This window comes from Streptococcus parasanguinis (assembly GCF_015556095.1).
GTDB classification, from domain to species: Bacteria; Bacillota; Bacilli; order Lactobacillales; family Streptococcaceae; genus Streptococcus; species Streptococcus parasanguinis_Q.
The window spans coordinates 536,946-563,269 of sequence record NZ_JADNLT010000001.1 but is presented as its reverse complement, the minus strand read 5'-3'; the positions used below and the strand labels follow the sequence as shown (position 1 = coordinate 563,269).

Here is a 26,324-nt window from a genome sequence, read left to right as displayed (position 1 = left end):
TTTGAGGAGGAAATATGAAATTATCAAATCGTGTATTGGAAATGGAAGAAAGTGTGACCTTGGCTGCAAATGCGCGTGCCAAAGCTTTGGCAGCAGAAGGTCGTGATATCTTAAGTTTGACCCTGGGTCAACCTGACTTTGCGACTCCAAAAAATATTCAAGAAGCAGCAGTCGCATCGATCGAGGATGGTCGCGCTAGCTTTTATACGGTAGCATCTGGACTTCCAGAATTGAAGGATGCCATTAGCGACTACATGAAAGAGTTTTATGGCTATGCAGTGAATCGAAATGAGGTTGTGGTCGGTACTGGTGCTAAGTTTATCATCTATGCCTTCTTTACTTCTGTCATCAATCCAGGTGATGAAGTCATCATTCCAACCCCTTGCTGGGTTTCTTATGTAGACCAGGTGAAGATGGTAGAAGGCACACCTGTTACTTTCCAAACAACAGAAGAAAATCACTTCAAGGCAACGGTAGAGCAATTGGAAGCAGCACGGACAGACAAGACCAAGGTTGTCTTGCTGAATTCGCCATCCAATCCAACAGGAATGATCTACAGTAAAGAAGAACTCGAAGCAATCGGAAACTGGGCTGTCGAGCATGATATCTTGATTTTGGCAGACGATATCTATGGGCGATTAGTCTACAATGGCAATACCTTTACGCCCATTTCTAGCTTATCAGAAGCAATTCGCAAGCAAACGATCGTGATTAATGGAGTTTCTAAAACCTATGCTATGACTGGTTGGCGGGTTGGTTTTGCAGTGGGAGATCCTGAGATTATCGGAGCTATGGCCAAGGTGATCAGCCAAACAACTTCCAACTTAACAACCGTTTCCCAATATGCCGCAATCGAAGCCCTCACAGGAGACCAATCTTCTATTGAGATCATGCGTCAAGCTTTTGAGGAGCGTTTGAATACCATTTATCCTTTGTTGAATGAAGTACCTGGGTTTGAAGCCATCAAACCACAAGGAGCCTTCTATCTCTTCCCAAATGTCAAGAAGGCCATGGAGATGAAGGGCTATACGGATGTGACGGAATTTACCACTGCAATTTTAGAAGAAGCAGAGGTTGCTTTAGTAACGGGAGCTGGCTTTGGTGCCCCTGAAAATATTCGCTTGTCTTATGCGACAGATTTGGACACCCTGAAAGAGGCTGTTCGCCGACTCAAGGCCTTTATGGAAAAATAAAATCGCAAGATCCTTAGTAATGAGCTGAGGATCTTTTTCTTTAAAAAAATCTGGTTTTCACAGGTAGAGCCTAGCACTGAAAGCCTTTTTATGATACAATTAAGAAGATAATGTCTTCGGACAAGTTTAACGAGAAAAGGAAGATGAATGATGACAAAACGGATTACTATCATCGAAGTAAAAGACTATGTTGGTCAAGAAGTGACCATCGGTGCTTGGGTGGCCAACAAATCAGGTAAAGGAAAAATTGCTTTCTTGCAATTGCGTGACGGGACTGCCTTTTTCCAAGGTGTAGCTTTTAAACCAAACTTTATCGAAAAATTCGGCGAAGAAGTGGGGCTTGAAAAATTTGACACCATCAAACGCTTGAGCCAAGAAACATCAGTGTTTGTGACTGGGATTGTCAAAGAAGACGAGCGTTCTAAATTTGGTTACGAATTGGATATTACAGACATCGAAGTGATCGGTGAATCTCAAGATTACCCAATCACTCCTAAAGAACACGGGACAGACTTCTTGATGGACAACCGCCACTTGTGGTTGCGTTCACGCAAACAAGTTGCCGTTATGCAAATCCGTAATGCCATTATCTATGCAACTTATGAGTTCTTTGATAAGAATGGCTTCATGAAGTTTGATAGCCCAATTCTTTCAGGAAATGCGGCGGAAGATTCAACTGAATTGTTTGAAACAGATTACTTCGGTACACCAGCTTACTTGAGCCAATCAGGTCAGCTTTACCTTGAAGCTGGTGCTATGGCCCTTGGTCGCGTCTTTGACTTTGGTCCAGTATTCCGTGCTGAAAAATCAAAAACTCGTCGTCACTTGACTGAGTTCTGGATGATGGATGCTGAGTACTCATACTTGACACACGATGAGTCACTTGACTTGCAAGAAGCTTATGTGAAAGCTCTTCTACAAGGTGTTTTGGACCGTGCACCTCAAGCCTTGGAAACATTGGAGCGTGATACAGAGCTCTTGAAACGCTACATTGCAGAGCCATTCAAACGGATCACTTATGATGAAGCGATTGATCTCTTGCAAGAGCATGAAAACGATGAAGATGCGGATTACGAGCATTTGGAACATGGTGATGACTTCGGCTCACCACATGAAACTTGGATTTCAAACCACTTTGGTGTGCCAACATTTGTCATGAACTACCCAGCAGCTATCAAGGCCTTCTACATGAAACCAGTTCCTGGAAATCCAGAGCGCGTGCTTTGTGCAGACTTGCTTGCTCCAGAAGGCTATGGAGAAATCATCGGTGGCTCTATGCGTGAGGAAGACTACGATGCCCTTGTTGCAAAAATGGATGAACTTGGCATGGATCGTACAGAGTATGAATTCTACCTTGATCTTCGTAAATACGGTACAGTCCCACACGGTGGCTTTGGTATCGGTATCGAGCGTATGGTAACCTTCGCGGCTGGTACAAAACACATTCGTGAAGCCATTCCATTCCCACGTATGTTGCACCGTATCAAACCTTAATAGACGTAAAAACGCCATTAGGCGTTTTTCACTTTTATCTGCTTCAAAAAACTATGAAAGGAAACTCAATGCTGAAAATAGACATCATCGATGGGAAAGAATACGAGGATGGTCAGGGGTCTTTGATCGCAGATCTAGACCATAGCATTCAACAGATGCTCAAGACATCCTACCCGGAAAGTCAAATGGATGATTTTATCACGTATAAAAATTTGAGCCAATATTGTATGGATTATCTAGGTCAGATTATTGATCGTGCCAATGATAAAAATGATGCGATTAAACAGCAGGTAACTGCTGTCATGCCCGAAAGCGAGCGTCCCTTTAACGTTGAAGACCGCTTGACAGCCAGCTATACCTTCGGTCAGCGTGTGGCGGATTCGGTTGCGCGCTTCGGTGGTTCTTGGACCTTTATTATTAGCTTCATCCTGATGATGGCTATCTGGATGTTGATCAATGTTTTGCATCCCTTTGGCTGGAATTTTGACCCTTATCCTTTCATCTTGCTGAATCTAGCACTTTCTACGATTGCGGCGATTCAAGCTCCTTTGATCATGATGAGCCAAAACAGGGCAGCAGATTATGATCGCCTGCAAGCGCGAAATGACTTTAACGTCAATATGGAGTCTGAACGGGAAATTCGTTTGTTGCATACGAAAATTGACCATATGGTGCAGCAAGACCAGACGGATTTGCTGGAAATTCAAAAGTTGCAAACCGAATTGTTGGTATCCTTGTCTAATCAAGTGAGCCAATTGCGTCAAGAACTGAATCAAGAAAGAATGAAAGAGGTGGAGAAAATGTAGGCAACTCTAAGTAAGTCTTTTAGAAACACTCAAATAATCTATTGAAAGAGGAAAAACAATGTTTAAAAGAACTTACAAACGCAATATTTCACTCCTAGCAGGTCTGGAATTGACATCTTATTTTGGAATCACCAGTTTTTGGATTCTCTTTTTTATTCAAAATGGTCTTTCTTTGCTTCAGATTGGTTTATTAGAGAGTATCTTTCATGGGACGAGTCTCTTGTGTGAGATCCCATCGGGAATGCTAGCCGATCGATTTAGCTACAAGACCAATCTCTACTTGGCTCGCTTGTCCAGTATTGGATCTTCGATCTTGATTTTATTTGGTCAGGGGAATTTTTGGATCTATGCCATTGCCATGATGGTCAATGCTTGGTCTTATAATTTTGACTCGGGGACCAGTACAGCTTTCTTATTTGATTCAGCAGTAGAAGCGGGCCAAAAGGACCGTTATCTTCAGATTTCTAGCTTTTTGTCTGGGGTGGCCGAAGTCACCCGAACGTTAGGTACAGTGGTGGCAGGCTTCTTGATTCACGGAGCATTGGCTTGGACCTATTATATTGCTATCGGGCTATCCTTGATTTCCATTCTTTTGATCTTTCTAATGAAAGAGCCAGAGAGCAAGAGTGATGAAAGAAGTCACTTGACCTTAAAGCGGATATTGGAGGTAGTGAAACAAGAATGGCAGGAAAAACCAGTCTTGTTTTACTGGATGCTCACCTATCAGTTGGTAGGGACCATCATGTGTATGTTTTATTTTTACTACCAACAGAAAATCAGTGACTTAGCCAGTTGGCAAGTTTCGCTCATCATGTTAATTGGTAGTGGATTCAATCTCCTGGCGGTTTATTTGGCCAGTCAAATCGGGAAAAAATGGAATAGTAATCAAGTCTTTCCGATTCTGGTTGCACTGACAGGGTTGGCCTTGTTTTTGGTAGGTGCGAAGACTCCATTCGCCTATTTGAGTGTCTATCTCTTAACCAATGCTCTTTATGCCGTTTATCAACCCATCTACTACAATGATTTACAAGCTTATCTGCCTTCCAGTGTGCGAGCAACCATGCTGAGTATCAATTCGATGATGTTTAGTCTATCTATGATTGTCATTTTCCCACTGACCGGTTGGTTCATTGATAGCTTTGGCTTTGTAGCAGTCTTTCTTGTATTAGGCCTTATAACGCTTTTCTCTTTCCCTCTCTTGATGTTTGGGTTGGGGAAAATGGGCAAGACCTTAAGCAAGGTAACAAAGAAGGAATAAGATTTCTGACCTTCATCTGGTCAGTATTCAACTCTCTCTGCTCTGCAGGGAGAGTTTTTTCATCTTAAGAATTTGTGGTAAAATATGTATATCCATTAAAAAAAGAATCGAGTCGTATGAAATCATTATTGAAGTATTTTAAGGGCTATCTATGGGAAACTTTTCTAGGGCCCGTGTTTAAGCTTTTAGAAGCTATTTTTGAATTGTGTGTCCCCTTAATCATCGCCCACTTAGTCGATCAGGTCATTCCGAAAAAGGAAACGAGCGCAGTGGTGATGACGGTCGGTGTTTTGTTTTTATTTGCGAGCTTTGGGGTCGTCGTAGCTATTACAGCCCAGTATTTTTCTTCTAAGGCAGCAGTCGGCTTTACCCGCGAGATGACCAAGGATTTGTATGAGAAAATCTTATCGCTTCCAAAGGACAAGCGAGATAGGATCGGGACTTCTAGTTTGGTAACCCGCCTTACGTCTGATACCTATCAAATCCAGGTTGGGATCAACCAATTCTTGCGCCTCTTTTTGAGAGCACCCATTATTGTCTTTGGATCGATCATCATGGCTTTCACCATCAGTCCTAAACTAACCCTTTGGCTCTTGGGGATGGTGGCGATTTTAACCCTGATTATTGTCATCATGTCACGGATTGTCAATCCGCTATTTGCTAAGATTCGGAAAATCACAGACCGAATGGTTACGGTGACGCGTCAGCAATTTCAAGGGATGCGGGTGATTCGAGCCTTTGGACAAGATGCTAGTGAATTAGAGGATTTTAGAGAGGTCAATCAGGACTACAAGATCTGGCAAATTCGCGCTGGTATCTGGTCTAGTTTGGTGAGTCCCTTGACCTTCCTTGTGGTCAATACGACCTTGGTTTGTGTCATTTGGCAAGGACAATTGAATATCTCTGCTGGTCTTTTAACCCAAGGGATGTTGGTCGCTTTGGTCAATTATTTATTACAAATTTTAACAGAATTGATCAAGCTGGCGATGCTGGTCACGTCTTTAAATGTCAGCTATATTTCAGCCAAGCGTGTCCAAGAGATTTTTGATTTGAAGGAAGAAGACCTCTTAGAAGCTTTGCCAGTAGAAACTGCAAGAGTGCAAGAAGCGATCAGCGCCCAGAAAGTTTCTTTCACTTATCCAACGGCTTCAAACCCAGCTCTAGAAAATATTTCCTTTGATCTGGATCATGGACAGATGTTGGGAATTATCGGTGGTACAGGATCTGGGAAGTCTACCCTGGTTCAGTTATTGAGTCATTTGTATGCCGTGAGTCAGGGAAAATTAGCCCTCTTTCATCAAGGTCACTCTCCTAAAACTCTTAAGGAGTGGCGGGAGTGGGTAGCTCTTGTCCCACAGAAGGCAGAGCTCTTTAGAGGGACTATCCGCTCGAATCTCTTACTAGGGATGGAAGAAAATCTATCGGATGATGATTTGTGGTGGGCCCTAGAAACAGCTCAGGCGGCTGATTTTGTCCGTGAAAGAGAAGGACAACTCGATGAGCCAGTGGAAGCCTTCGGTCGAAATTTCTCAGGTGGTCAACGCCAGCGGTTGACCATTGCACGTGCCCTTTTGAAGAAGGCCCCTTTCTTGATTTTGGATGATTCAACCTCCGCCTTGGATTATTTGACGGAAGCTCGTCTCTTAAAATCGATTAAAGAAGAATTGAGTGATACAAGTTTGATCTTAGTATCTCAACGAACCAATAGTCTCAAGTCTGCTGATCAGATTTTGGTCTTGAACAAGGGACATCAAGTAGGACTGGGAAATCATGATTTCCTTTTGTCTACCAATGAGATTTATCAAGAAATTCATTATTCACAACACGGGAGGGAGGAAGCATGAGTCAAAAACGATCTAGTTATGTAAAACGTCTGTTTAGAGATTTTGCTCACCATCCCGGACTCCTGATTCTAGCTAGTATCGGAACCATCGCTCAAGTGGCCTTAACGGTCTGGTTACCGATCCTGATCGGACATGCGGTTGATTTAGTCATCAATCCTCAAGGGATGACAGTCTTATGGCCTGTCTTGATCCAAATGGTCCTGGTCATTGTGGCAAATACCTTAATTCAATGGATCAATCCCCTTCTCTATAATCAATTGGTCTATCGGTTTAGCCAAACCCTAAGAGAAAAAGTGATGGAAAAAGTGCATCGCTTGCCCTTATCTTATCTGGATAAGCAAGGGAGTGGAGACTTCGTCAGTCGTCTCACGACCGATGTGGAGCAACTCAATAGCGGGCTTCTCATGGTCTTCAACCAGTTCTTTGTTGGGCTCTTAACTATTCTTGTGACCATTGTAACCATGGCAGAGCTGGATTTCTTTATGATGGTAGCGGTTCTGGTCTTGACTCCTTTGTCTCTTTTGATTGCTCGTTTTATTGCCAAGCGCTCCTATACGCTTTTCCAAAAGCAGACCAAGGCGCGTGGTCTTCAAACCCAGTTGATCGAAGAGTCTTTGACCCAGGAAAGTTTGATCCAGTCCTTTAATGCTCAGGATCAATTCCGTAAGGCTTTTAAAGGGACGAATGAAAGCTATGCCAATTATTCCCAATCCGCTGTCTTTTATTCCTCAACTGTCAACCCTGCCACTCGCTTTGTGAATGCCTTGATTTATGCAGTAGTGGCTGGATTTGGTGCGGTACGCATTATTTCGGGATCTCACTTTACTGTCGGTCAATTGGTGACCTTCCTCAATTATGTCAATCAATACACCAAGCCCTTTAATGATATCTCCTCTGTCTTGTCAGAACTCCAAAGTGCCCTTGCCTGCGCAGAGCGCTTGTACAGCGTCTTGGATCAAGCTGAGGTCGAAGAGACGGGACATCGTGTTATAGAAACTCAGGATGTCAAAGGAGCGATAGGTTTTGAGCACGTCGCATTTGGCTATGATTTAGGGAGGACCTTGATCAAAGATTTAACCATTCAGGTTCCAGCCGCTAGTAAGGTAGCGATTGTAGGGCCTACTGGAGCAGGAAAATCGACCTTGATTAATTTGCTCATGCGTTTCTACCCTGTTAATTCTGGAGAGATCACGATTGATGGGGTGCCAATTACGGACTACACCCGTGCTTCTTACCGCCAACAGTTTGGTATGGTTCTACAAGAAACCTGGCTCAAGGTCGGGACGATTCATGAAAATATCGCCTTTTCTCGTCCAGATGCAACTAGAGAAGAAGTCATAGAAGCAGCCAAAGCGGCCAATGCAGATTTCTTCATTCGGCAGTTACCACAAGGCTACGATACCTATCTTTCAGATGCTGGAGAGTCTTTGTCCCAAGGTCAACGCCAACTCTTAACGATTGCGCGGGTTTTCCTTTCAGTTCCTAAGATTTTGATCTTGGATGAGGCTACATCCTCCATCGATACTCGTACTGAGGTCTTGATTCAAGATGCCTTTAATCAGCTTATGAAGGGACGGACCAGCTTTATCATTGCTCACCGCTTATCGACCATTCAAAATGCCGATATGATCCTTGTCATGGTCGATGGCGATATTGTTGAACATGGCACTCATGAAGAGCTAATGCAGGTGCAGGGTGTTTACTACAAGATGCAGACTGCTCAGCAACAGATTAGTTAGAATGTAAACAAACCATTTTTAATGTAAACTAAGTATAGTGATTCTGCAAAGAAATAAATATCTACCCAATTTGTATAACGAATTAAGAGAACATTAAAACTTTCCGCTGTGAGAAAAGTGCCTGAAACAATTTAGTTTCAGGCACTCGGAATTATTGAGACTTTAGGCTCAATAATTAGTCTTGGAACTTCGCAGAAGTTCGCTGACGTCCGTACTCACCTAAGGAAAGGTTTTAATATGTCTTTATCTTCAATCTAAGCATTTTCAGATTTGAAAATGCTTTTTTGGGTCTAAAAAACATCTAGCAAAATTGCTAGATGCTTCAAAAACCACTATTTTTTAAACGTTTAGAACCTTATCCAAGAATTCTTTCAAGCGTGGGTGTTGGGGGTTGTCGAAGATTTGGTCTGGTTTACCGTCTTCGAGGAATTCACCGTCTGCGGTGAAGATGACGCGGTTGGCTACTTGGCGGGCAAATCCCATCTCGTGGGTAACGATGATCATGGTCATGCCTTGCTCTGCCAACTCTTTCATAACGTTCAATACATCTCCAACCATCTCAGGGTCAAGGGCAGAAGTAGGTTCGTCAAAGAGCATAATATCTGGATTCATGGCAAGTCCACGTGCGATAGCCACACGTTGTTTTTGACCACCGGAAAGGCTGTTCGGATTGGCATCGGCTTTATCTGCGAGTCCAACTTTTTCCAACAATTCCATCCCGACTTTTTGAGCTTCTTCACGGGTCATCAGTTTGTGCTCTACTGGCGCAAACATAATATTTTCAAGGACGCTCATGTGAGGGAAGAGGTTGAAGTGTTGGAAAACCATCCCGATATTTTCACGGACTAGATCAACATTAGTTTTTGGATCGGTTAGATCATATCCATTAACTGTAATTTGACCTTTTGTAACTTCTTCGAGGAGATTGAGACTACGAAGGAAGGTCGATTTACCTGAACCGGATGGTCCGATAATACAAACCACATCTCCTTCATAGAATTTTGTTGAAATTCCTTTTAGGACCTCATTTTCACCATAGTATTTGTGGAGGTCATGGACATCAATTTTTAATTTAGCCATTAGTTAACCTTCTTTTCTAATTTTTTTGCAAATCGTGTTAGCAAGGTGATAATCACGAGGTAGAAGACGGCAAGGATCGCATACATCTTGAAACTTTGGTAGTTTCGAGCGATGATGATCTTACCAGTTTGGAAGAGTTCTACCAATCCGATCGCAGAAACGATCGTCGTATCTTTCAGGGCAATGACGAATTGGTTAACAAAGTTTGGAAGCATGAGTTTGGTTGCTTGTGGCAAGATGATCTTACGCATGGTCTTGCCATAGGAGATTCCCAGGCTTCGGCTGGCTTCCATCTGTCCAATCGGTACAGCTTGGATCCCCCCACGAACAATTTCTGCGATATAGGCAGCAGCATTGAGAGAGAGGGCAATGGTACCTGCGACAAAGTCGTTGATTGGAGATTGATGACCTGTGACTGATTCAATCAAGTTTGGAATTCCCCAGAAGATGAAGGCGGCGAGGATCATGAGTGGGATCCCACGAATAACATCGACAAAGATTTCTGCTGTCCAGCGGAGCCACTTATAAGGGCTAACACTAAACATCCCAAAGATAACACCGATCACCATAGCAATGGCGAAAGAGAGAAGCGCAAGGGCAAGAGTCACACCCAAACCACTTAACAATTGTTTGTAGTTGTTTTGAAGCAAGCCCCAGATCGTTGTTTCATCTGCTGTTGTACTTGAAGTACTTGATTTGCTATCTGATTTAAGGTATTTATCGAGAATCTTTTGGTATTGGCCATTTTTCTTCAAGTTTGCAAGACCGTTATTGAACATCTCGATCAATTCAGGATTTTCACCTTTTTTAACGGCAAATGCTAGTTGACCACTTGGAGTTCCTTCGATAGGTGTTTTGAATTTACGTCCTTGTTTAATAGCGTATTTGATAACAGGTTCGTCATCCATGATCGCCGCAACAGAACCAGAATTCAAACTATCATACATAGAAGCTCCGTCAGAGAACGTTTTGATCTTGTAGCCATATTTCTTTTGGTTTTCTTCAAGGAAATTTTGTGAGGAAGTACCGTTTTTAACACCGACTGTCTTTCCTTTTAGGTCATCATAAGAATCAATCTTGCTACTTTCTTGAACGGCTAGAATAGAATTGGCTGTGTAGTATGGTTCAGAAAAATCAAATGTTTCTTTCCGAGCATCTGTTACGGTCATCCCAGCGATCATTCCTTGCGCATGGCCGGATTGGACATCACTTACCGCTGCGTCAAATCCAGGATTATTAATCTCGATGGTAAATCCTTGGTCTTTGGCAATAGCCTTGATCAAGTCCATATCGATCCCTGTGTATTTGTTTTTTCCATTTTGGAAGACAAATGGTGCAAAAGATGAGTCACTTGAAATGCTATATTTTGATTTTTTAGGAGTTGCTTTTTGACCAGCAGGAGTAGTGGTTTCTGGAACGGCACTGTTACTTGATGATTGGCTTTCACCTGTCCATTTCTTGATGATCTCATCAAGTGTTCCATCAGCTTTCATTTGAGCGAGAGCCTTGTTAAATTCAGTGATTAACTTTTCATGATTTCCACCTTTTTTAACACCAAAGGCAAAGCCACCGACTGCTTCCCCGTCCATATTGATAGCTAGGTCCTGACCCTTTTGGATGGCGTATTGAATAACAGGTTGGTCATCCATCACCGCATTGACCGCACCAGCTGATAAACTGTTGTACATGAGATCACCGGTATCAAAAGTCTTGATCTTGTAGCCGTACTTGTCCTTGTTTTTATCGAGGAAGCGTTGGGCTGCAGTTCCGTTTTTAACACCGACTGTCTTCCCTTTTAATTGGCTGTACTTCGTGATTTTAACGGCTTTCGTAGTCGCGATGACAACTTTTGTATCGTAGTAAGTATCAGACATGGTGAAGACTTTTTCACGTTCTGTTGTTTTGGTCATTCCGGCCATGATGGCATCCGCTTGACCAGCTTGAACTGCATTGACCGCTGCATCAAATCCTGGGAAGGATTTGTCCAAATCCCAGCCATTGATTTCAGCGACCTTGTCCAAGATCTCTACGTCAATTCCTTTATAGGTTTGATCTGAATCCTTAAATTCAAACGGTGCATATGCTGTGTCGAAAACGACCTTGATCGTTTCAGCATGAGCATGACCAGCGAATGCAACGAATGGAAATAAGAACAGCAAACATGCTAGTAATTTTTTCTTCATTTCTGTCTCCTTTTTCTTCATTTCTCTTTGGGTGTTTGACCCATGAGTGCATTGACCAAAGGATGGCCTGAAAAAACAAAACATTCATACCAAATAGAGTATGAATGATCTTATGTTTTTCTATAAAAGCTATTATATCAGAAAAGTATCAGTTTAGCAAGAAAAATCAACCTTTGATGTCAGGTTTTCTAACATGAGGTGGTGTTGCAGGTCTGGATTTTCTTTGCTACAATGGACCTATCAGATAAATGGAGGTTACTAGATGAAGAAAGGGTTGATCATTCAGGGTATCAAAACGAAAACTTCAGTGTCAGTTTTCGTTTCTACACTATTCTACGTGTTTTTAGCTTCCTTCTTTATAGAAGGGGGACTATGGCTCAGTAGTGAATTGGTGGGACCATTTTCCATTGCAATAGGTTATTTAACCGAGTTCTTCTCACCAGGAAATGGGGTTGCAAGTATTCAAGAGTTTTTCTACCATTATATTCTCTATTATGAGCTCTTCAGTTTTGTATTTATTCTCTTACTCTTTATTTTTTGGGTGAAAGTAATAGAGAAGAATTCCTTATCAACTTTAGGTTTTGTAAAAAAGAACTGGCTCAAGTATCTAGGTTGGGGAATCTTGATTTCCCTTCTTCAAATGGGTGTGATTGCCCTTGTCTATCAAGTGGGCGGAATCGGGACTTTTGAGCTGAATGAATTAAGTTTAGAACCTATTCTCTTTATTCTAGGTTTATTCCCATTTTGGCTCCTTCAAGGAGGGACTGAAGAAGTAGCGACGCGGGGTTGGCTCCTGACTCGGATTGCTGCAAGAACTAATCTGCCTTTAGCGATCGCGATTTCTAGTAGTCTCTTTGGCATTCTGCATATGGGAAATGCAGGAGTGACCTTCTTATCCGTTCTGAATATCATCCTCGATGGAGTGCTGGCTGGTCTGCTTTTTATCTATACGGATAGTATCTGGCTAGTGGTCGCCCAACACGGCACTTGGAACTATGTACAAGGAAATCTCCTTGGTTTTCAAGTCAGTGGCACAGGCGCAGATGCGTCTATCTTTAGTTTTACCATGGGAGATGGACCTGACTGGTTGACCGGAGGGGAATTTGGAGCAGAAGGATCGATCATCACAACTCTGGTTCTTCTATTATCCGTCGTGATGGTTTACCGCTTAGGGGAAAGAAGAGAAAAAGTTGATCATGAAAAAGTGTGAAATGGCTGATAGTCATATAAGAAAAAGACAAACACCAAAAATGACGTTTGTCTGCATTCTGAGTCGAACACATATAGATGGGTTCGGCTTTTTCTATATAATAATAGGAATAATTAGCTTGACTTGGGCACCATGATTAATATTTTCTAAATGCATCGTTCCATTATGAAGTTTCATGACGCGTTTTACGAAAGATAAACCAAGTCCATAGTGACTTTCTTGAGAGGGTGTTCTTGCTTGGTCATCTTTATAGAAAAGATTTCCAGCATGTTGTAATATATTTTTTGAAAAACTAGATTGGTTATTCCATATAGTTAGAACTAATTGACTATTTTCTTGTGAAATTGTTAGGTTGATTTGTGCATCATTTTCTTTTTGATGTTGTATTGCATTATTAATAATATTTGTGATTGCTCGGAAAAATAGATTGGAATGAATTGCAATATGTGTCGATGGAGTTACTGTATTTGAAAAAACAAATTGTGTATATCTAGGGAGTAAGGGAGTGATGTGTTCTTTCAATTGATAAGTTACTTGTTTAATTGATATCTTTTCAAGTTGAATATCATGGTCGTAAAAGGTTTTGGAGTATTGGATGAAGTCGTTAAAATAATCGTTTAATTGAATACTTGCTTGCTCAAGATCTTTTAGACATTCTATTACTTGAGGTGTTTGCTCGGTGGATTGTAAGAATTCAGCATTTCCTCTGATGACAGTTAGAGGAGTTCGAAGATCATGTGCAGCGCTAGATACTTGAAACATGAGTTCTTTTTTTTGTTCTTTTTCATGTTCAATCCTATTTTTTATATCAGATTGCATTTTTTCGATCAGATCGTTTGTTTCAATGAATTCTTTAATCTGCAAATGGTGATGTTCATTTTTGGTGAAATATAGACCACTATGATAAACCATGTTCATTTCTTTTTGAATCTTGGTTAATAACTGTCTAATATTTATTACAATGATAACAATTAAAATGATGCAAAGATAAATCCAAGAACTGACGCTAAAAAATAAAGCAAAGCGATTGGCATTTTTCTCATTGATTCCAGACACAGAAGATAGAAGAGCTGGAACTATGTAAAAAAGTATAAGACATAGAAGAAATTGCCAAATAATTGTAAGGTAGGTACGCTTAATGAGTCGCTTGATCGTCAATTCTTTTTCCATTTGTATCCTCCTCCCCATACTGTTTTGATTGGATCAATTTGATGAGTTTTAAATTTTTGTCTAATTTGATAGATGTATTCGGTGATTGACCGTAGTTGAGCATCAGAGCTTACAGGATAAAGATAATTGTAAAGTTCTTCTATGCTAAATATTCGGTTTTCATTTTTGGCTAAAAGATAAAGTAAATCAAACTCTCGCTTAGTTAGTGATATTCTCTTTGATTGATAATAAACTTCTTGACGATCTCGATAAAAAGTAATATCTGAATTCATTTCTTCTTTAGAGGCAGGATGAGATCTTTCTTCTCTACGAAGATGCATTTGAATTCTTGCAATCAATTCTTTAATGCTGAATGGTTTTGTGATGTAATCATCGGCTCCGGCTTGTATTCCTTTTAGTAAATCTTCTTCAAAATCTTTAGCGGTTAGAAATAAGATTGGAGTAGCAATTTGTGGACGAATGGAACGACAAATTTCTAAACCAGAAATAGGCATCATGACGTCAAGTAAAATTAGATCAAATCCAGTAAAGTCACAGATATTGATCTCCTCTATATTTTTACGAGTTTCCACGTGAAAGTTGTTTGCTTCTAATGCATTCCCTATTAATCGTAAGATTTTTTCATCATCGTCAATGGCTAAAATTTTATACTTCATAGTTCCTCCAATTATATGAGCATATTATAGCAAATATAGAATGTAATTTGTTGAAAATAAAAAAAATAATTATTCTGAGAATTTCCTGATTTTCTCCTGTTATACTTGCTCCAAGTGAAGGTGGAATTTCACTAAAAGTCAGAAGGGAAAAAGAATGAATGATAACAATTCAAAAGCTACATAAGGAATATAATAATAAAATTGTCCTTCAAAACGTGTCTTTCAAAGCTAAGAAAGGTGAGATTACTGGATTGATTGGACCGAATGGGTCTGGAAAATCAACTTTAATCAGAATTTTACTTGGTTTAGAAAATAGTCAAATGGGAATGGCGTTGATCGATGGAAAAAAATACTCTCAATTGGGAGATAATCCTTTTTGTATTGTTGGATCGTTCCTTGACAGTTGCCAACCTTACCCAACCAGAACTGGATTTCAGCATCTTCGGTGGATTGGCTTGGCCTGTGGGGTTGATAGAAATAGGTGCAAGGAATGTTTAGAGTTGGTGGGGTTAAGTGAAGCTAAAAATAAAAAAGTAAAAGACTATTCATTAGGAATGAAGCAACGTCTTGGTTTAGCAACAGCCTTATTAGCAAATCCTGACATCTTAATTTTAGATGAACCAATCAATGGACTAGATCCAGAAGGAATTCGCTGGGTACGTAATTTTTTACAATCTTTTGTCAATGAAGGTAAAACTGTCTTAATGACAAGTCATTATATGAGTGAGTTAGAATTAACTGTAGATCATTTGGTTGGTATTTCTAATGGGAAAATCGTTATTGATGCTCCTACAAAAGACATTTTGAAAGAGTTTGGATCTTTTGAGGAAGCATATTTTAAGGCGCTCGAAGGGAAAGAAGGTGCATAATATGTTGAAGCGTTCCTTTTTTAGTGACCTCTATAAATATTGTAGTTTACCTACTTTTAAAGTTACTTTTTTTCTTATTTTGGGAGTCAGCATATTTTTTACAATTCAAAATATCCAGGTGATAAATGCCTTAGCAGAAGGAAATGGCCAAGCGGTTAACCTTGATCCATCTATGTTATCATCGAATCCAGTGTATACAGTCAGGGATGCTCTCTTATCTTCACCCTACCAAGCAAGTGTTATTTTCTTGCCAATTCTTGTTTCACTTGTTTATTCAACCCATTATCAATTTGGTGATGATTTTTTTAGCCAGTTATTGATTCCTAACTGGAAAGTTCGTCTTACTGGGTTTATTGCAAGTTCGATTGTCCTATCGTTACTCTCTACTTTAATATTTTCTATAGTAAACGCTGTTATTTTATTCGTTTTTCTAGATTCAACTCTAAAGAATTTTTTAGAATTGACATTGTTTTTAGACGTCACGGTAAGAGTTATGATATTTGCAATCGTTCTTACTTTATTAGCTTTACTTTTCGTAATCGTAACGAAAAAATCAATGACTGCATTAATTGCAGACGTTTTATTATTGGTAATCACCTTATCAGGTATTCTAAGAGGAATTTCTTCTAACATAGAGAATCTGTTACCTTTGATTGGGGCTAAATCATTTGCTTTTGGTCGAATTGAAGGGACTCAAATGAGTCAATTGTATGGATTTACTCTTCTAGTTGTTGAAGGAGTCGTATTCTTAGTATTGATAATTGTTGTAGAAAAGATTCGAATGGGGAGGAAGAATGGCAAGTTTATTTAGAAGTCTTATCATCAAAAAATATAGTTTAAAACCCGTGAAGTACCAGATAACTATACAGTCATTTTTGATAGGTTTTGTGTGTCTTTTAAGTGTTTTACCAGTTACAATCAATGATACTGTTGTACAATTATCTATAAAGCAAGCTCTTGTTTTTGCCTCAATGCTCTCTGTTAGTATAGGGTGTGTTAATGCATTTGTTGAGTTACAATCACACGAAACAAAACTAGTTTATTTGGTAAGTGGAAAAAGGATCTTAAGTTCAATTAGGATCCTGTTCGTAGAGTTATGTGATGTAGTACTACAATCAACCTTGTATTTCATTGTATTGCTTATATGGTTTCATTTTTTTAGTAGCGAAAATGGTGTCAGTTTAGAACTTTTCAGTTTCTATTTGATTGGCTCCATCCAATATTTTTTGATTTCTTACTTCTTAAGTTATTTTTTCAAAAGTCCAATGGGGAGTTTAGCTATTTTGCTGCTATTTCCTATTTTGGTACAACCTTTCATAGAAAGAGTAGTGGAACCAATGACTAGTTATCTATTTTACAATATTATTGCGGATACAATACTAGGGAGAGCTTCCTATTTGCAACTATGTGTTTATGCTATGGAATTGGTGTTTTCACTTGGAGCCACTCTTTACCTTTTGATAAGGAATCAAGAAGTTAAGTAGTAAATTGATTTCGTAAAAATGATACCGATGAGCAAACCTTGCTAATTTTGTATATCATGGACACTGAAGTTTATTACGTATTGCATTGTTTTAGAATAAAAGACAAGACTTTCGAAGTAATTGCGAGAGTCTTGTTTAGTTTTCACTCTAATGCGTGTCCAATTAATTATTTTGTAATATGTTGTTTTCCCTTTCATTCCTCATCTCAGAGAATTCTAGTGATTTATGGTAAAATAAGGTCTATATATGTGAGGACAAAGAGATGATTAATCGAGTAACTGATAACAAATTTAAACTAGTATCCAAATACCAACCGTCTGGGGATCAACCGCAGGCCATTGAACAGTTGGTGGATAACATCGAGGGTGGCGAGAAGGCGCAAATCCTGATGGGAGCGACTGGTACGGGGAAGACCTATACTATGAGCCAGGTTATTGCCCAAGTCAATAAACCGACCCTGGTTATCGCCCACAATAAAACGCTAGCGGGCCAGCTCTATGGAGAGTTCAAGGAATTCTTTCCAGAGAATGCGGTTGAGTACTTCGTCTCATACTATGATTACTACCAGCCAGAAGCCTATGTGCCATCGAGCGATACTTATATCGAAAAAGATAGCTCTGTCAATGATGAGATTGACAAGCTTCGTCACTCCGCAACATCAGCTTTGTTGGAGCGTAACGATGTGATTGTTGTGGCCTCTGTCTCTTGTATCTATGGTTTGGGTTCGCCTAAGGAATATGCCGATAGCGTGGTCAGCTTACGCCCGGGTCTGGAGATTTCTCGTGATAAACTGCTCAATGACCTGGTGGACATCCAGTTTGAGCGCAATGACATTGACTTTCAACGGGGGAAATTCCGTGTTCGTGGGGACGTGGTGGAGATTTTCCCAGCTTCGCGTGATGAACATGCCTTCCGGGTGGAGTTTTTCGGGGACGAGATTGAGCGGATTCGTGAGATTGAAGCTCTGACGGGCCAAGTTCTGGGAGATGTGGACCACTTGGCTATTTTCCCAGCCACTCACTTCGTGACCAATGACGACCATATGGAAGTAGCTATTGCCAAGATTCAAGCGGAACTTGAAGAGCAGTTAAAGGTTTTTGAAAAAGAAGGCAAGCTCTTGGAAGCTCAGCGTCTAAAACAACGGACCGAGTATGATATTGAAATGCTGCGGGAGATGGGCTACACCAATGGGGTTGAAAACTACTCTCGTCACATGGATGGCCGGAGTGAAGGAGAGCCTCCTTACACCCTTCTTGACTTCTTCCCAGAAGATTTCCTCATTATGATCGATGAAAGTCACATGACCATGGGACAGATCAAGGGCATGTACAATGGAGACCGCTCGCGCAAGGAAATGCTAGTCAACTATGGTTTCCGTTTGCCGTCAGCCTTAGATAACCGGCCACTGCGTCGTGAGGAGTTTGAAAGCCATGTCCACCAGATTGTTTATGTATCTGCGACACCGGGTGATTATGAGATGGAACAAACGGATACTGTCATCGAGCAGATCATTCGTCCGACAGGTCTACTCGATCCTGAGGTGGAAGTGCGTCCGACCATGGGTCAAATGGACGATCTCTTGGGTGAAATCAATGTGCGTGTAGAACGGGGAGAGCGGACGTTTGTTACCACCCTGACCAAGAAGATGGCGGAAGACTTGACCGATTACTTCAAGGAAATGGGGGTCAAGGTCAAATACATGCACTCGGACATTAAGACCTTGGAGCGGACAGAAATCATCCGTGATTTGCGTTTGGGCGTTTTTGATGTCTTGGTCGGTATCAACCTCCTTCGTGAAGGGATTGACGTACCTGAAGTCAGTCTGGTTGCTATTCTCGATGCGGATAAGGAAGGCTTCCTCCGTAATGAACGTGGGCTTATCCAGACCATCGGTCGTGCTGCCCGTAATAGTGAGGGTCACGTCATCATGTATGCGGACACCATGACCCAGTCTATGCAAAAAGCCATTGATGAAACAGCTCGCCGTCGGAAAATCCAGATGGCTTATAATGAAGAACATGGCATTGTTCCACAAACCATCAAGAAGGAAATCCGTGACCTGATCTCTGTTACCAAGGCGGTGGACAAGGAAGAGGACAAGGAAGTGGATATTACCAGTCTCAACCGCCAAGAGCGCAAGGAACTAGTCAAGAAACTGCAAGGTCAAATGCAAGAAGCAGTCGAAGTGCTTGATTTCGAGCTGGCAGCGCAAATCCGCGATAGGATGTTGGAAGTCAAGGCTTTGGATTAAGCGGAGGGAAAGTATGAAAATTTTAGTCATCAATGGACACCCGGATAAGGAAAGTTACTGTCAGGCTATTTTTCAAACCATTGTCGAAACTATTGACTCAAATCGCCACGAGCTCCAAGTGATCAGTCTCAATGAAGAGGACTTTGATCCGGTCCTTCGCTATGGTTACCGAAAGCGGATGGAGGAAGATTCCTTTATCCTTCGTTCTCAAGAATGGATCCAGTGGGCGGACCACCTGATCTTTGTCTATCCCATCTGGTGGAGCAGTATGCCGAGCCTCATGAAAGGTTGGATTGATCGGGTCTTCACACCTGGGATTGCTTACTCGGCTAATGATCAGGGCAGCTTTATCTGGAATTACCTCAGAGGCAAGCAATTCAAGAAGTTGCTCAAAGGGAAAACAGCTAGTATATATGCGACCTCCATGGCGCCTACTTGGTGGTACAAGATCTTTTCAGGTCCTCTCAACATTCCGGATAGTTATGGTATCTCTGTTTTGAAGAATGCCGTCTTGAACCACTGTGGGATCAAAACCAAGCGCGTCTGTATCTTGGGAGAAGTCGGCCGGGATGTGAACACCGCTAGCATGCGGGAACACCATCTCCAAAAGGTAGCAGCAGAAATGAAAAAACTCTGAGTAAATCCTTAACGTTAGGAAATGAGGTTAATGAAGCAGAAGAAAAATACTGTAAAGAAGGTCAACCATCAAAATAAAATAAAGAGTAAAAGAAGCTGGTTAGTTCGCTTAAACCTGTGGCTTGAAAAGCATTCAGGTATTGGTATGCTTTTGGATTTTATCATGTTTTTGTCAATGGGAGCTACCCTAGGTGTCTTTCTTTTTGACAATCATCTAATCCCAAGGACTTACCGTGATTTTAATTATCTATTTCCCTTATTTATGAATCTATATTTATTGCTGAATGGATTATATTTTAATGTCTTTCGAGTGCAGAAAGAAGACCGAGCTTCCATTGAATTTTTCGCAACCGTCTTTTTGTACGTGAATGCAATTACGTCTGTTGTGCATATTGGGTTTGGGATCAAAGGACGACGTATGGGAGATTATATTCCAGCACTTTACACCTTGAATCTGAAATACATCTGGTTTCCTATCGTGACCTATGCGATCTTCTTCATTCTAGCGGCCTTGATCTTATTCATAATAAAATTGAGGAAAAATAAGAGAAATAAGGTCGGAAAATTCGATAAAAAAGAAGACCATTGTCTTTGAGAGAGGCTTTCTTTTGGATATTTTTGATGAATACCATGAGTTGGTGAATCCCTTTGTGATGAATAAGGAGATAAAGAAAAAAGTTTATTTTGATGAATGAATTACATGATAGAAAGGAAATATATGTCACGTACAACGCCTACTATACTGTGCAATCTTTGCATGGTCGAAGATCTTGAAAATGGGAAAGTAGTCCTCCAATACCGCTCACCTGAAAAGACTCACTGGGCTGGCTATGCTTTTCCAGGTGGCCATATCGAAGAAGGAGAAAGCCTTGTAGAATCCGTCATTCGTGAAATCTACGAAGAGACAGGACTTACAATTACAAATCCAAAACTGGTCGCAGTCAAAGACTGGCCACAAGATGAGGGCGGCCGCTACATCGTCTTTTGCTACAAAGCGACAGAATTTACAGGCCAGCTAAGATCGTCTGAAGAAGGAGAAGTTTATTGGGTTGAGAAGGATCAATTAGAAAAGTTGGATTTATCCTACGATATGCTTCCTCTGCTGGAAGTGATGGAAGACCCAGATTTGTCCGAGTACTATTATCGTAAACGAACAGACGATGATTGGGAAAAATTAAGATTTTAAGCAAAGGGCTAGAGGGATCTAGCTTTTTTTGCTTGAAAGGTAAAAGAAGAAAGAATATTTCATTCGTGCTTGAATCTGCTCAGAAAAAGTACTATAGTATAAGCATAAAATACAATTGTAATCTTTCATACTGTGAATAGAAAGAAGGCAAGATATGAAATTACAATTTAGAATTCTAATAGGAATTTGCTTCTTGATCGGTGCCTTAGTCTTTGCCTTTCAAAAGGAATGGTTATACGCTTTGCTGTTGCTTTTAGTTGGGGCTTCTTACCTTTATAAAGGAGTGCGTCGATGAAGAGTGAGTGTTTAAACATCAGGGGGCTAAACGTTTGGTATAAAAAAGACAAGCCCGTTATAAAAGACACGAATTTGCTTGTACCCAATCATTCTGTAGTGGGGTTGATTGGTCGAAATGGAGCTGGGAAGACAACCTTGCTAAAAGCTTTAAGTAGTGTCTTTGATCATCGGCAGTATGCAGTTGAGACTGTTACCATAGAAGACAAGGCGACCTCTTTTCATACGAATTTCTATAAGAGCCGTACCTATACAGTTTTTACTGAAAACAATAGTTTTTTAAACTGGGATTTTGTTCATTATTTTAATTTTGTCTGTCGTTTGTATCATCGAAAGAGAGATGAAACGTTATTGCAGGACCTGATCTCAGGCTTTCATTTTGAAGAGTTTCTCAACACAGACATTGGTAGTTTGTCAACGGGAAATAAGAAGAAAGTCTTCTTGATCACAGCTTTTTATCTCAAACCTACCCTCCTTATTTTGGACGAACCATTTGATGGCCTTGATTTTGATGCGACAGAATTTCTATATGGTTTGCTATTGCAGTATAAAGAAGAAGGCTCTATTCTGATGAGTTCGCATATCGCAGAGAGTATCGTTCGGGTCTGTGATACAGCTTATACTATTGAAGATGGTCACCTAGACGCGATCGAATCGAATTTAGAAGATTGGTTTCATGACGTCAATCGTCAGAGGGGGTAGAACATGCTACTAGCAATTTTTAGAGATGTGGTATCCAAAAATCGGCTCTTCTTGTTCTTGACTTCCTTAGCCTTTGCTCTTTATTACTATCTTGTTGGGGCAAAATTTTCTACGAGCTTTCAAGTCTTGTTGATCAGTACGGCTATTGTTACTGCTCTATCAACCTTTCAATTGCTGTATTCCTACTTTTCGATGGACAGGGTCCAGGCCTACTACCAGCTTCCTTTGTCTCTCAATCGTTTTAAAGGGTCTTTTCTGACGGTAACCTTTCTTCTCAATTTACTAGAGCGCGTGCTGTTATTGATCCTCTTTTTAGGAGTCAGGTTAGACCTGCTACAATCCTTTAAGCTGGTCCTCCTTTCTTTACTGGTGGTATTGAGTGTGTTTTATATCTTTATCCAGTTCAATACCAGGCCAAGTCTTCTAGGAGGAGTGCTCATTTTTGTAACGACTGTTCTTACAGCATCTTCTTTATGGATTCAACAAGTGTCCTATATGATCTTACTTTCAGCCCTCCTTGCTGTCTTAATTTTTAAAAATGAGGACCTGGTCGCGATTTCAAAAAATGATCAGTTGCTCGTCGCAAAGAGAAGAAGTGGCAATTATTTTTTGCTTTCCTTGTTTCAAGAGCGCTATTTTTCCATCAATTTTGTCTTTACTCTCATCTTCCTCCTTCTCATTCTGATACAGGATTATGATGCTCCTTTAAAAATCATCATTCTTTTAACGATGGCTTCTGTCAATACGCCATTAACCACCCTCATTTCCGCGGATAAAGATTTGATTGTTCATGTTAAGTCCCTTCCTAAGAGTCGATTCTTTTACTTGATGTATTACCGAGTATTGCTGACTTATTTCTTAGCTGTGAATCTATTTGTTGCTCTATTATTAAAAATGGTGGTCATGCCTGACTTGGGGATTCTATTTTTACTAGGAGTCATGATTCTAGCAGTAGTGGAAGCTTTTTTGCACTTACTTATTGAAATCTTTTTCCCTTTAAGAAAATGGAATTTAAAGAGGGAATGTTGGAAGCATCCACGAAAATACATTGTTCCTAGTATCGTCTTCTTACTTAGTTGGAGTCTCCTTTTCTGTTTCTAAGGAATTGCTCCTTCGCTTGTATCTATACCTTAATTGTAGTATGATAGAGGAGTTGAAAAGATGCTAGAAAAGGTGGCAAGTATATGAAAGATTTTCACTTTGATGCAATTGCTGCATTTGAAAATTACGAAATCGAAAAGATGAGAGATGGCCATGTAGTGGTGACAACCAAGGTCGTGGAATCATCGCTCAATTATTATGGAAATGCGCACGGAGGCTATCTCTTTACCCTGTGTGATCAAGTCAGTGGTTTGGTCGTAGTTTCTCAGGGGGTCGATGGTGTGACCTTGCAATCCTCCATCAATTACTTGAAAGCAGGGCGTCTGGGGGATGTCCTCACGATCCATGGCGAATGTGTCCACAGTGGACGGACGACTCGAGTTGTGGATGTAGATATTACCAATCAAGACGGTGTCAATGTCTGCAAGGCAACCTTTACCATGTTTGTTACGGGAGTGAGAGATGAATCCGCACAAGTACGCATTTAAAAACTATATTTTTGATTTTTATGGAACCTTGGTCGACATCGAAACGGATGAGTCGAGTCCAGTCTTATGGAATACCATGGCTCAGATCTACCAATCCTACGGGGCAAGTTACACAGGAGAAGGTCTGCGCCTGCGTTATAGAGAGTTGGTGCAACAAGCTGAAGAAGACTTGGCCAAGGAAAAACGAGTTGCCCATCCTGAGATTGATCTGACGGTCATTTTTGTGCAATTGTATTTAGAAAGTCATCCAAGTGGAAACAGTGTTGCCCACCTCAAAGAGTGGGGACGTTTGATTGCACGGACTTTCCGTGTCCTTTCTCGCAAACGATTGGAGCTTTATCCTCACACGAAAGAAGTATTAGAGGATATGAAAGCTGCAGGTTGCCGGATCTATCTCTTATCCAATGCCCAAGCAGATTTTACCAATCCTGAGATTGATTTAGTAGGCTTGAGAGAACTTTTCCATGCCATTTACTTGTCATCAGATGCAGGTATTCGCAAACCTCAGCCAGAGTTCCTCTTGAAAGTGCTGAAAGAACACCAGTTGAACCCTGAGAAAACGGTCATGGTGGGGAATGACTTTACAACAGATGTTGCCGTGGCCCAAAGTATCGGCATGGAGAGTATCTTGATCAATACCTTCCCATACTCTGATGCTGAACTGGGCGAGAAGAATCAAGCAGGCGTGCGCGTGATTCGGGATATTCAAGAATTGCAAGAAGATTGAAAGATATCATCCATGTAAGGAGGCCAAGTTGCCTCCTTTTTTTGAAAATCCTACAGTCGAACAGGATTTGTCAAATTTTTGCTTTCATGGTATACTATGAAAGTTAATTTGAATAAGGAGATAAACATGAATAACTTACCAAACTGTCCAAAATGTAACTCTGAATATGTCTATGAAGATGGAGCACTCTTGGTGTGTCCAGAGTGTTCTTATGAATGGAACCCAGCTGAGGTCGAAGAAGAAGAGGGTGTCGTAGCGATTGACGCCAACGGAAACAAATTGGCTGATGGCGATACGGTCACCTTGATCAAAGATTTGAAAGTCAAGGGTGCACCGAAGGATTTGAAACAAGGAACGCGCGTGAAAAACATCCGTATTGTAGAAGGCGATCATAACATCGATTGTAAGATTGATGGCTTTGGCGCAATGAAACTCAAATCAGAATTTGTGAAGAAGATCTAAAGATAAGAAGAAGGGCCTAGCCCCTTTTCTTTCAGGAGAATACTATGAAATTCAAACTGTTGTTTAGCTATCGTTTTCTATTGTTTATCTTAAGTGTGCTCGGCGTTTATCTGCAACTGACCAAGCATGGTGGCTTTGGTATGATGCTTTATTACACCATTTTATCCAACATGTTGGTCATGTTCTTCATGGGAGACATGGTCTGGCGCATGCTTCGTGATCGTTCGACCCAGAGCCAGGGCTACCTTCGCATGAAGGGGGCAGTGACCATGGCTATTATGATTACCTTTGTCATCTACCACTTTATGTTGGCGCCTCTTGCGACACCTGAGAAGTTTTATCGTTTGGAAAACTTCCTTTGTCATTACATCGTTCCTTTGATGTTCTTCTTTGATACCCTAGTGGTTGATAAAGCGAAGCAATACCGTAAGCTCGATCCTTTCCTTTGGACCTTGATTCCCCTTGCTTATATGCTCTTTGCCCTTCTCAATGGTTTGGTCCTCAAGTGGCCGATTCCAGGTGCAAAAGATAGTCCTTTTGCTTATTTCTTTATCAATGTCAATAAATACGGCTGGGCCTTTGTGGGCAAATGGGTGGTGATCATCTTTATCGCCTATCTCTTGGCTGGCTATGTGCTCTATGGGATCAAAAATATCAAGCGAAAATAGGCTGTTTTTCAGTAAAAACCGAACATTATTCAGACGAAAAGTCATATCTTTAAATTTTTTTGAAAAATGTTGAGTTTTTTCTTGCATGTCGTTTGAAACTGTGATATAGTTATCTCAATTAAATAAATCCTTTAATCCTGTCCCGTGAGGCAGGCAAGGAGACTGTGAAAAACAATGGCTAGGACCATAGGGCGAGACTCTATCCTCTTAGACCATTCATTTGCTGAACCTCCTTGAAAAAGGAGGTTTTTCTTTTACAACTAAGGAGGACTGAATGAAAACCAAAGAAGTCGTTGATGATTTGACGATGAAACGGGCCATTACCCGTATCACCTACGAAATCATTGAACGAAACAAAGATTTAAGCCAGATTGTGCTGGTGGGGATCAAGACGCGCGGTGTTTACATTGCTCGCCGGATCCAAGAACGCCTCTCCCAGCTGGAACAAATTGATGTCCCTGTTGCAGAACTCGATACCAAGCCTTTCCGAGATGATATGAAGGCGACAGAAGATACAACGGTCTTACCAGTTGATATCGCTCATAGAGAGGTCATCTTGATCGATGACGTCCTCTATACAGGTCGTACGATTCGCGCTGCCATTGACAATCTGGTCAGTCACGGTCGTCCTGCTCGAGTAAGTCTTGCGGTTCTAGTCGACCGTGGGCATCGGGAGTTGCCGATTCGTCCGGACTTTGTTGGGAAAAATATCCCGACCAGTAAGTCAGAGGAAATCATTGTCGAGATGGTGGAGCTAGACGGTCAAGACCGCGTCCTCATCAAAGAAGCTTAAACAAATTGTAAATTTTTTGTATTCACATTA

General features: G+C 40.9%; 25 protein-coding genes. 21 read left to right on the top strand and 4 right to left on the bottom strand.

The window, feature by feature from the left end:
- Positions 1–14 precede the first annotated feature (14 nt).
- From I2E70_RS02800 to I2E70_RS02775, 6 genes are all read left to right on the top strand, one after another.
- On the top strand, positions 15–1,193 hold the full coding sequence (locus I2E70_RS02800) for a pyridoxal phosphate-dependent aminotransferase (RefSeq protein WP_195423322.1): 1,179 nt from the start codon (positions 15–17) through the stop codon (positions 1,191–1,193).
- Positions 1,194–1,340: 147 nt separating this feature from the next.
- The gene (asnS, locus tag I2E70_RS02795) at positions 1,341–2,687 is read left to right on the top strand and encodes an asparagine--tRNA ligase (protein ID WP_003007581.1); all 1,347 of its coding nucleotides are present in this window, start codon (positions 1,341–1,343) and stop codon (positions 2,685–2,687) included.
- Positions 2,688–2,755: 68 nt separating this feature from the next.
- Complete coding sequence (locus tag I2E70_RS02790; protein WP_195423320.1) at positions 2,756–3,493, top strand: DUF1003 domain-containing protein; 738 nt, start codon at positions 2,756–2,758, stop codon at positions 3,491–3,493.
- Between the two features lie 58 nt (positions 3,494–3,551).
- On the top strand, positions 3,552–4,751 hold the full coding sequence (locus I2E70_RS02785) for an MFS transporter (protein ID WP_049506464.1): 1,200 nt from the start codon (positions 3,552–3,554) through the stop codon (positions 4,749–4,751).
- A 116-nt stretch (positions 4,752–4,867) separates the two neighbouring features.
- Positions 4,868–6,595: an ABC transporter ATP-binding protein gene (locus tag I2E70_RS02780; RefSeq protein WP_195423318.1), complete on the top strand. Its 1,728-nt coding sequence runs from the start codon at positions 4,868–4,870 to the stop codon at positions 6,593–6,595.
- Positions 6,592–8,334, top strand: a complete 1,743-nt coding sequence (locus tag I2E70_RS02775; protein WP_061590614.1) for an ABC transporter ATP-binding protein — start codon at positions 6,592–6,594, stop codon at positions 8,332–8,334. The genes I2E70_RS02780 and I2E70_RS02775 overlap by 4 nt, the downstream gene beginning before the upstream one ends.
- Before the next feature lie 339 nt (positions 8,335–8,673).
- Here the strand turns inward: I2E70_RS02775 and I2E70_RS02770 are convergent, their stop codons facing one another.
- Together I2E70_RS02770 and I2E70_RS02765 are read right to left on the bottom strand one after the other, a co-directional pair.
- On the bottom strand, positions 8,674–9,414 hold the full coding sequence (locus I2E70_RS02770; protein ID WP_003007564.1) for an amino acid ABC transporter ATP-binding protein: 741 nt from the start codon (positions 9,412–9,414) through the stop codon (positions 8,674–8,676).
- Complete coding sequence (locus I2E70_RS02765) at positions 9,414–11,597, bottom strand: amino acid ABC transporter substrate-binding protein/permease (RefSeq protein ID WP_195423316.1); 2,184 nt, start codon at positions 11,595–11,597, stop codon at positions 9,414–9,416. The genes I2E70_RS02770 and I2E70_RS02765 overlap by 1 nt, the downstream gene beginning before the upstream one ends.
- A gap of 262 nt (positions 11,598–11,859) precedes the next feature.
- Between I2E70_RS02765 and I2E70_RS02760 the strand changes: the two genes are divergently transcribed.
- Positions 11,860–12,807 carry a CPBP family intramembrane glutamic endopeptidase gene (locus tag I2E70_RS02760; RefSeq protein ID WP_024055300.1) on the top strand — a complete coding sequence of 316 codons (948 nt, stop codon included), beginning with the start codon at positions 11,860–11,862 and terminating at the stop codon, positions 12,805–12,807.
- Between the two features lie 93 nt (positions 12,808–12,900).
- On the opposite strand, the gene I2E70_RS02755 is transcribed toward I2E70_RS02760, so the two are convergent.
- Entirely contained in the window at positions 12,901–13,977 is a 1,077-nt protein-coding gene (locus I2E70_RS02755; RefSeq protein WP_195423314.1) for a sensor histidine kinase, read from the bottom strand.
- Positions 13,962–14,633, bottom strand: coding sequence for a response regulator transcription factor (locus I2E70_RS02750; RefSeq protein WP_049514999.1), 672 nt, complete (start codon positions 14,631–14,633; stop codon positions 13,962–13,964). Before I2E70_RS02750 ends, I2E70_RS02755 begins: the two co-directional genes overlap by 16 nt.
- 158 nt (positions 14,634–14,791) lie before the next feature.
- Between I2E70_RS02750 and I2E70_RS02745 the strand changes: the two genes are divergently transcribed.
- The 14 genes from I2E70_RS02745 to pyrR all read left to right on the top strand — a co-directional run bounded on the left by I2E70_RS02745 (position 14,792) and on the right by pyrR (position 26,294).
- Positions 14,792–15,502 (top strand): ABC transporter ATP-binding protein, encoded by a 711-nt coding sequence (locus I2E70_RS02745; RefSeq protein ID WP_003007544.1) that lies wholly within the window; start codon positions 14,792–14,794, stop codon positions 15,500–15,502.
- A 1-nt stretch (position 15,503) separates the two neighbouring features.
- The gene (locus tag I2E70_RS02740) at positions 15,504–16,313 is read left to right on the top strand and encodes a hypothetical protein (RefSeq protein ID WP_123159135.1); all 810 of its coding nucleotides are present in this window, start codon (positions 15,504–15,506) and stop codon (positions 16,311–16,313) included.
- Complete coding sequence (locus I2E70_RS02735) at positions 16,297–16,986, top strand: hypothetical protein (protein WP_195423312.1); 690 nt, start codon at positions 16,297–16,299, stop codon at positions 16,984–16,986. The genes I2E70_RS02740 and I2E70_RS02735 overlap by 17 nt, the downstream gene beginning before the upstream one ends.
- A 262-nt stretch (positions 16,987–17,248) precedes the next feature.
- Positions 17,249–19,237, top strand: a complete 1,989-nt coding sequence (uvrB, locus tag I2E70_RS02730) for an excinuclease ABC subunit UvrB (protein ID WP_195423310.1) — start codon at positions 17,249–17,251, stop codon at positions 19,235–19,237.
- A 13-nt stretch (positions 19,238–19,250) separates the two neighbouring features.
- Positions 19,251–19,874 carry an NAD(P)H-dependent oxidoreductase gene (locus I2E70_RS02725; RefSeq protein ID WP_129824596.1) on the top strand — a complete coding sequence of 208 codons (624 nt, stop codon included), beginning with the start codon at positions 19,251–19,253 and terminating at the stop codon, positions 19,872–19,874.
- A 30-nt stretch (positions 19,875–19,904) separates the two neighbouring features.
- The gene (locus tag I2E70_RS02720) at positions 19,905–20,468 is read left to right on the top strand and encodes a hypothetical protein (protein ID WP_049493087.1); all 564 of its coding nucleotides are present in this window, start codon (positions 19,905–19,907) and stop codon (positions 20,466–20,468) included.
- A gap of 123 nt (positions 20,469–20,591) precedes the next feature.
- Positions 20,592–21,059: an 8-oxo-dGTP diphosphatase gene (locus I2E70_RS02715; RefSeq protein ID WP_173020169.1), complete on the top strand. Its 468-nt coding sequence runs from the start codon at positions 20,592–20,594 to the stop codon at positions 21,057–21,059.
- A 291-nt stretch (positions 21,060–21,350) separates the two neighbouring features.
- Positions 21,351–22,055 carry an ABC transporter ATP-binding protein gene (locus I2E70_RS02705; RefSeq protein WP_195423308.1) on the top strand — a complete coding sequence of 235 codons (705 nt, stop codon included), beginning with the start codon at positions 21,351–21,353 and terminating at the stop codon, positions 22,053–22,055.
- A gap of 3 nt (positions 22,056–22,058) precedes the next feature.
- Entirely contained in the window at positions 22,059–23,156 is a 1,098-nt protein-coding gene (locus tag I2E70_RS02700; protein WP_195423306.1) for a hypothetical protein, read from the top strand.
- An 83-nt stretch (positions 23,157–23,239) separates the two neighbouring features.
- Positions 23,240–23,644, top strand: coding sequence for a PaaI family thioesterase (locus I2E70_RS02695; protein WP_061590603.1), 405 nt, complete (start codon positions 23,240–23,242; stop codon positions 23,642–23,644).
- Complete coding sequence (locus I2E70_RS02690) at positions 23,619–24,371, top strand: HAD family hydrolase (protein WP_195423303.1); 753 nt, start codon at positions 23,619–23,621, stop codon at positions 24,369–24,371. The genes I2E70_RS02695 and I2E70_RS02690 overlap by 26 nt, the downstream gene beginning before the upstream one ends.
- 126 nt (positions 24,372–24,497) lie before the next feature.
- Positions 24,498–24,833 carry a zinc ribbon domain-containing protein YjdM gene (locus I2E70_RS02685; protein ID WP_129299215.1) on the top strand — a complete coding sequence of 112 codons (336 nt, stop codon included), beginning with the start codon at positions 24,498–24,500 and terminating at the stop codon, positions 24,831–24,833.
- A 44-nt stretch (positions 24,834–24,877) separates the two neighbouring features.
- Complete coding sequence (locus I2E70_RS02680) at positions 24,878–25,501, top strand: Pr6Pr family membrane protein (protein ID WP_021153316.1); 624 nt, start codon at positions 24,878–24,880, stop codon at positions 25,499–25,501.
- Positions 25,502–25,775: 274 nt separating this feature from the next.
- The gene (gene pyrR, locus I2E70_RS02675) at positions 25,776–26,294 is read left to right on the top strand and encodes a bifunctional pyr operon transcriptional regulator/uracil phosphoribosyltransferase PyrR (RefSeq protein ID WP_003001719.1); all 519 of its coding nucleotides are present in this window, start codon (positions 25,776–25,778) and stop codon (positions 26,292–26,294) included.
- The last annotated feature ends 30 nt before the right edge of the window (positions 26,295–26,324 follow it).

What these genes read in the sequence shown, in the direction of transcription:
- I2E70_RS02800 (WP_195423322.1), top strand. Translation starts at nt 15, where the DNA reads ATGAAATTATCAAATCGTGTATTGGAAATGGAAGAAAGTGTGACCTTG.
- asnS (WP_003007581.1), top strand. Translation starts at nt 1,341, where the DNA reads ATGATGACAAAACGGATTACTATCATCGAAGTAAAAGACTATGTTGGT.
- I2E70_RS02790 (WP_195423320.1), top strand. Translation starts at nt 2,756, where the DNA reads ATGCTGAAAATAGACATCATCGATGGGAAAGAATACGAGGATGGTCAG.
- I2E70_RS02785 (WP_049506464.1), top strand. Translation starts at nt 3,552, where the DNA reads ATGTTTAAAAGAACTTACAAACGCAATATTTCACTCCTAGCAGGTCTG.
- I2E70_RS02780 (WP_195423318.1), top strand. Translation starts at nt 4,868, where the DNA reads ATGAAATCATTATTGAAGTATTTTAAGGGCTATCTATGGGAAACTTTT.
- I2E70_RS02775 (WP_061590614.1), top strand. Translation starts at nt 6,592, where the DNA reads ATGAGTCAAAAACGATCTAGTTATGTAAAACGTCTGTTTAGAGATTTT.
- I2E70_RS02770 (WP_003007564.1), bottom strand. Translation starts at nt 9,414, where the DNA reads ATGGCTAAATTAAAAATTGATGTCCATGACCTCCACAAATACTATGGT.
- I2E70_RS02765 (WP_195423316.1), bottom strand. Translation starts at nt 11,597, where the DNA reads ATGAAGAAAAAATTACTAGCATGTTTGCTGTTCTTATTTCCATTCGTT.
- I2E70_RS02760 (WP_024055300.1), top strand. Translation starts at nt 11,860, where the DNA reads ATGAAGAAAGGGTTGATCATTCAGGGTATCAAAACGAAAACTTCAGTG.
- I2E70_RS02755 (WP_195423314.1), bottom strand. Translation starts at nt 13,977, where the DNA reads ATGGAAAAAGAATTGACGATCAAGCGACTCATTAAGCGTACCTACCTT.
- I2E70_RS02750 (WP_049514999.1), bottom strand. Translation starts at nt 14,633, where the DNA reads ATGAAGTATAAAATTTTAGCCATTGACGATGATGAAAAAATCTTACGA.
- I2E70_RS02745 (WP_003007544.1), top strand. Translation starts at nt 14,792, where the DNA reads ATGATAACAATTCAAAAGCTACATAAGGAATATAATAATAAAATTGTC.
- I2E70_RS02740 (WP_123159135.1), top strand. Translation starts at nt 15,504, where the DNA reads ATGTTGAAGCGTTCCTTTTTTAGTGACCTCTATAAATATTGTAGTTTA.
- I2E70_RS02735 (WP_195423312.1), top strand. Translation starts at nt 16,297, where the DNA reads ATGGCAAGTTTATTTAGAAGTCTTATCATCAAAAAATATAGTTTAAAA.
- uvrB (WP_195423310.1), top strand. Translation starts at nt 17,249, where the DNA reads ATGATTAATCGAGTAACTGATAACAAATTTAAACTAGTATCCAAATAC.
- I2E70_RS02725 (WP_129824596.1), top strand. Translation starts at nt 19,251, where the DNA reads ATGAAAATTTTAGTCATCAATGGACACCCGGATAAGGAAAGTTACTGT.
- I2E70_RS02720 (WP_049493087.1), top strand. Translation starts at nt 19,905, where the DNA reads ATGAAGCAGAAGAAAAATACTGTAAAGAAGGTCAACCATCAAAATAAA.
- I2E70_RS02715 (WP_173020169.1), top strand. Translation starts at nt 20,592, where the DNA reads ATGTCACGTACAACGCCTACTATACTGTGCAATCTTTGCATGGTCGAA.
- I2E70_RS02705 (WP_195423308.1), top strand. Translation starts at nt 21,351, where the DNA reads ATGAAGAGTGAGTGTTTAAACATCAGGGGGCTAAACGTTTGGTATAAA.
- I2E70_RS02700 (WP_195423306.1), top strand. Translation starts at nt 22,059, where the DNA reads ATGCTACTAGCAATTTTTAGAGATGTGGTATCCAAAAATCGGCTCTTC.
- I2E70_RS02695 (WP_061590603.1), top strand. Translation starts at nt 23,240, where the DNA reads ATGAAAGATTTTCACTTTGATGCAATTGCTGCATTTGAAAATTACGAA.
- I2E70_RS02690 (WP_195423303.1), top strand. Translation starts at nt 23,619, where the DNA reads ATGAATCCGCACAAGTACGCATTTAAAAACTATATTTTTGATTTTTAT.
- I2E70_RS02685 (WP_129299215.1), top strand. Translation starts at nt 24,498, where the DNA reads ATGAATAACTTACCAAACTGTCCAAAATGTAACTCTGAATATGTCTAT.
- I2E70_RS02680 (WP_021153316.1), top strand. Translation starts at nt 24,878, where the DNA reads ATGAAATTCAAACTGTTGTTTAGCTATCGTTTTCTATTGTTTATCTTA.
- pyrR (WP_003001719.1), top strand. Translation starts at nt 25,776, where the DNA reads ATGAAAACCAAAGAAGTCGTTGATGATTTGACGATGAAACGGGCCATT.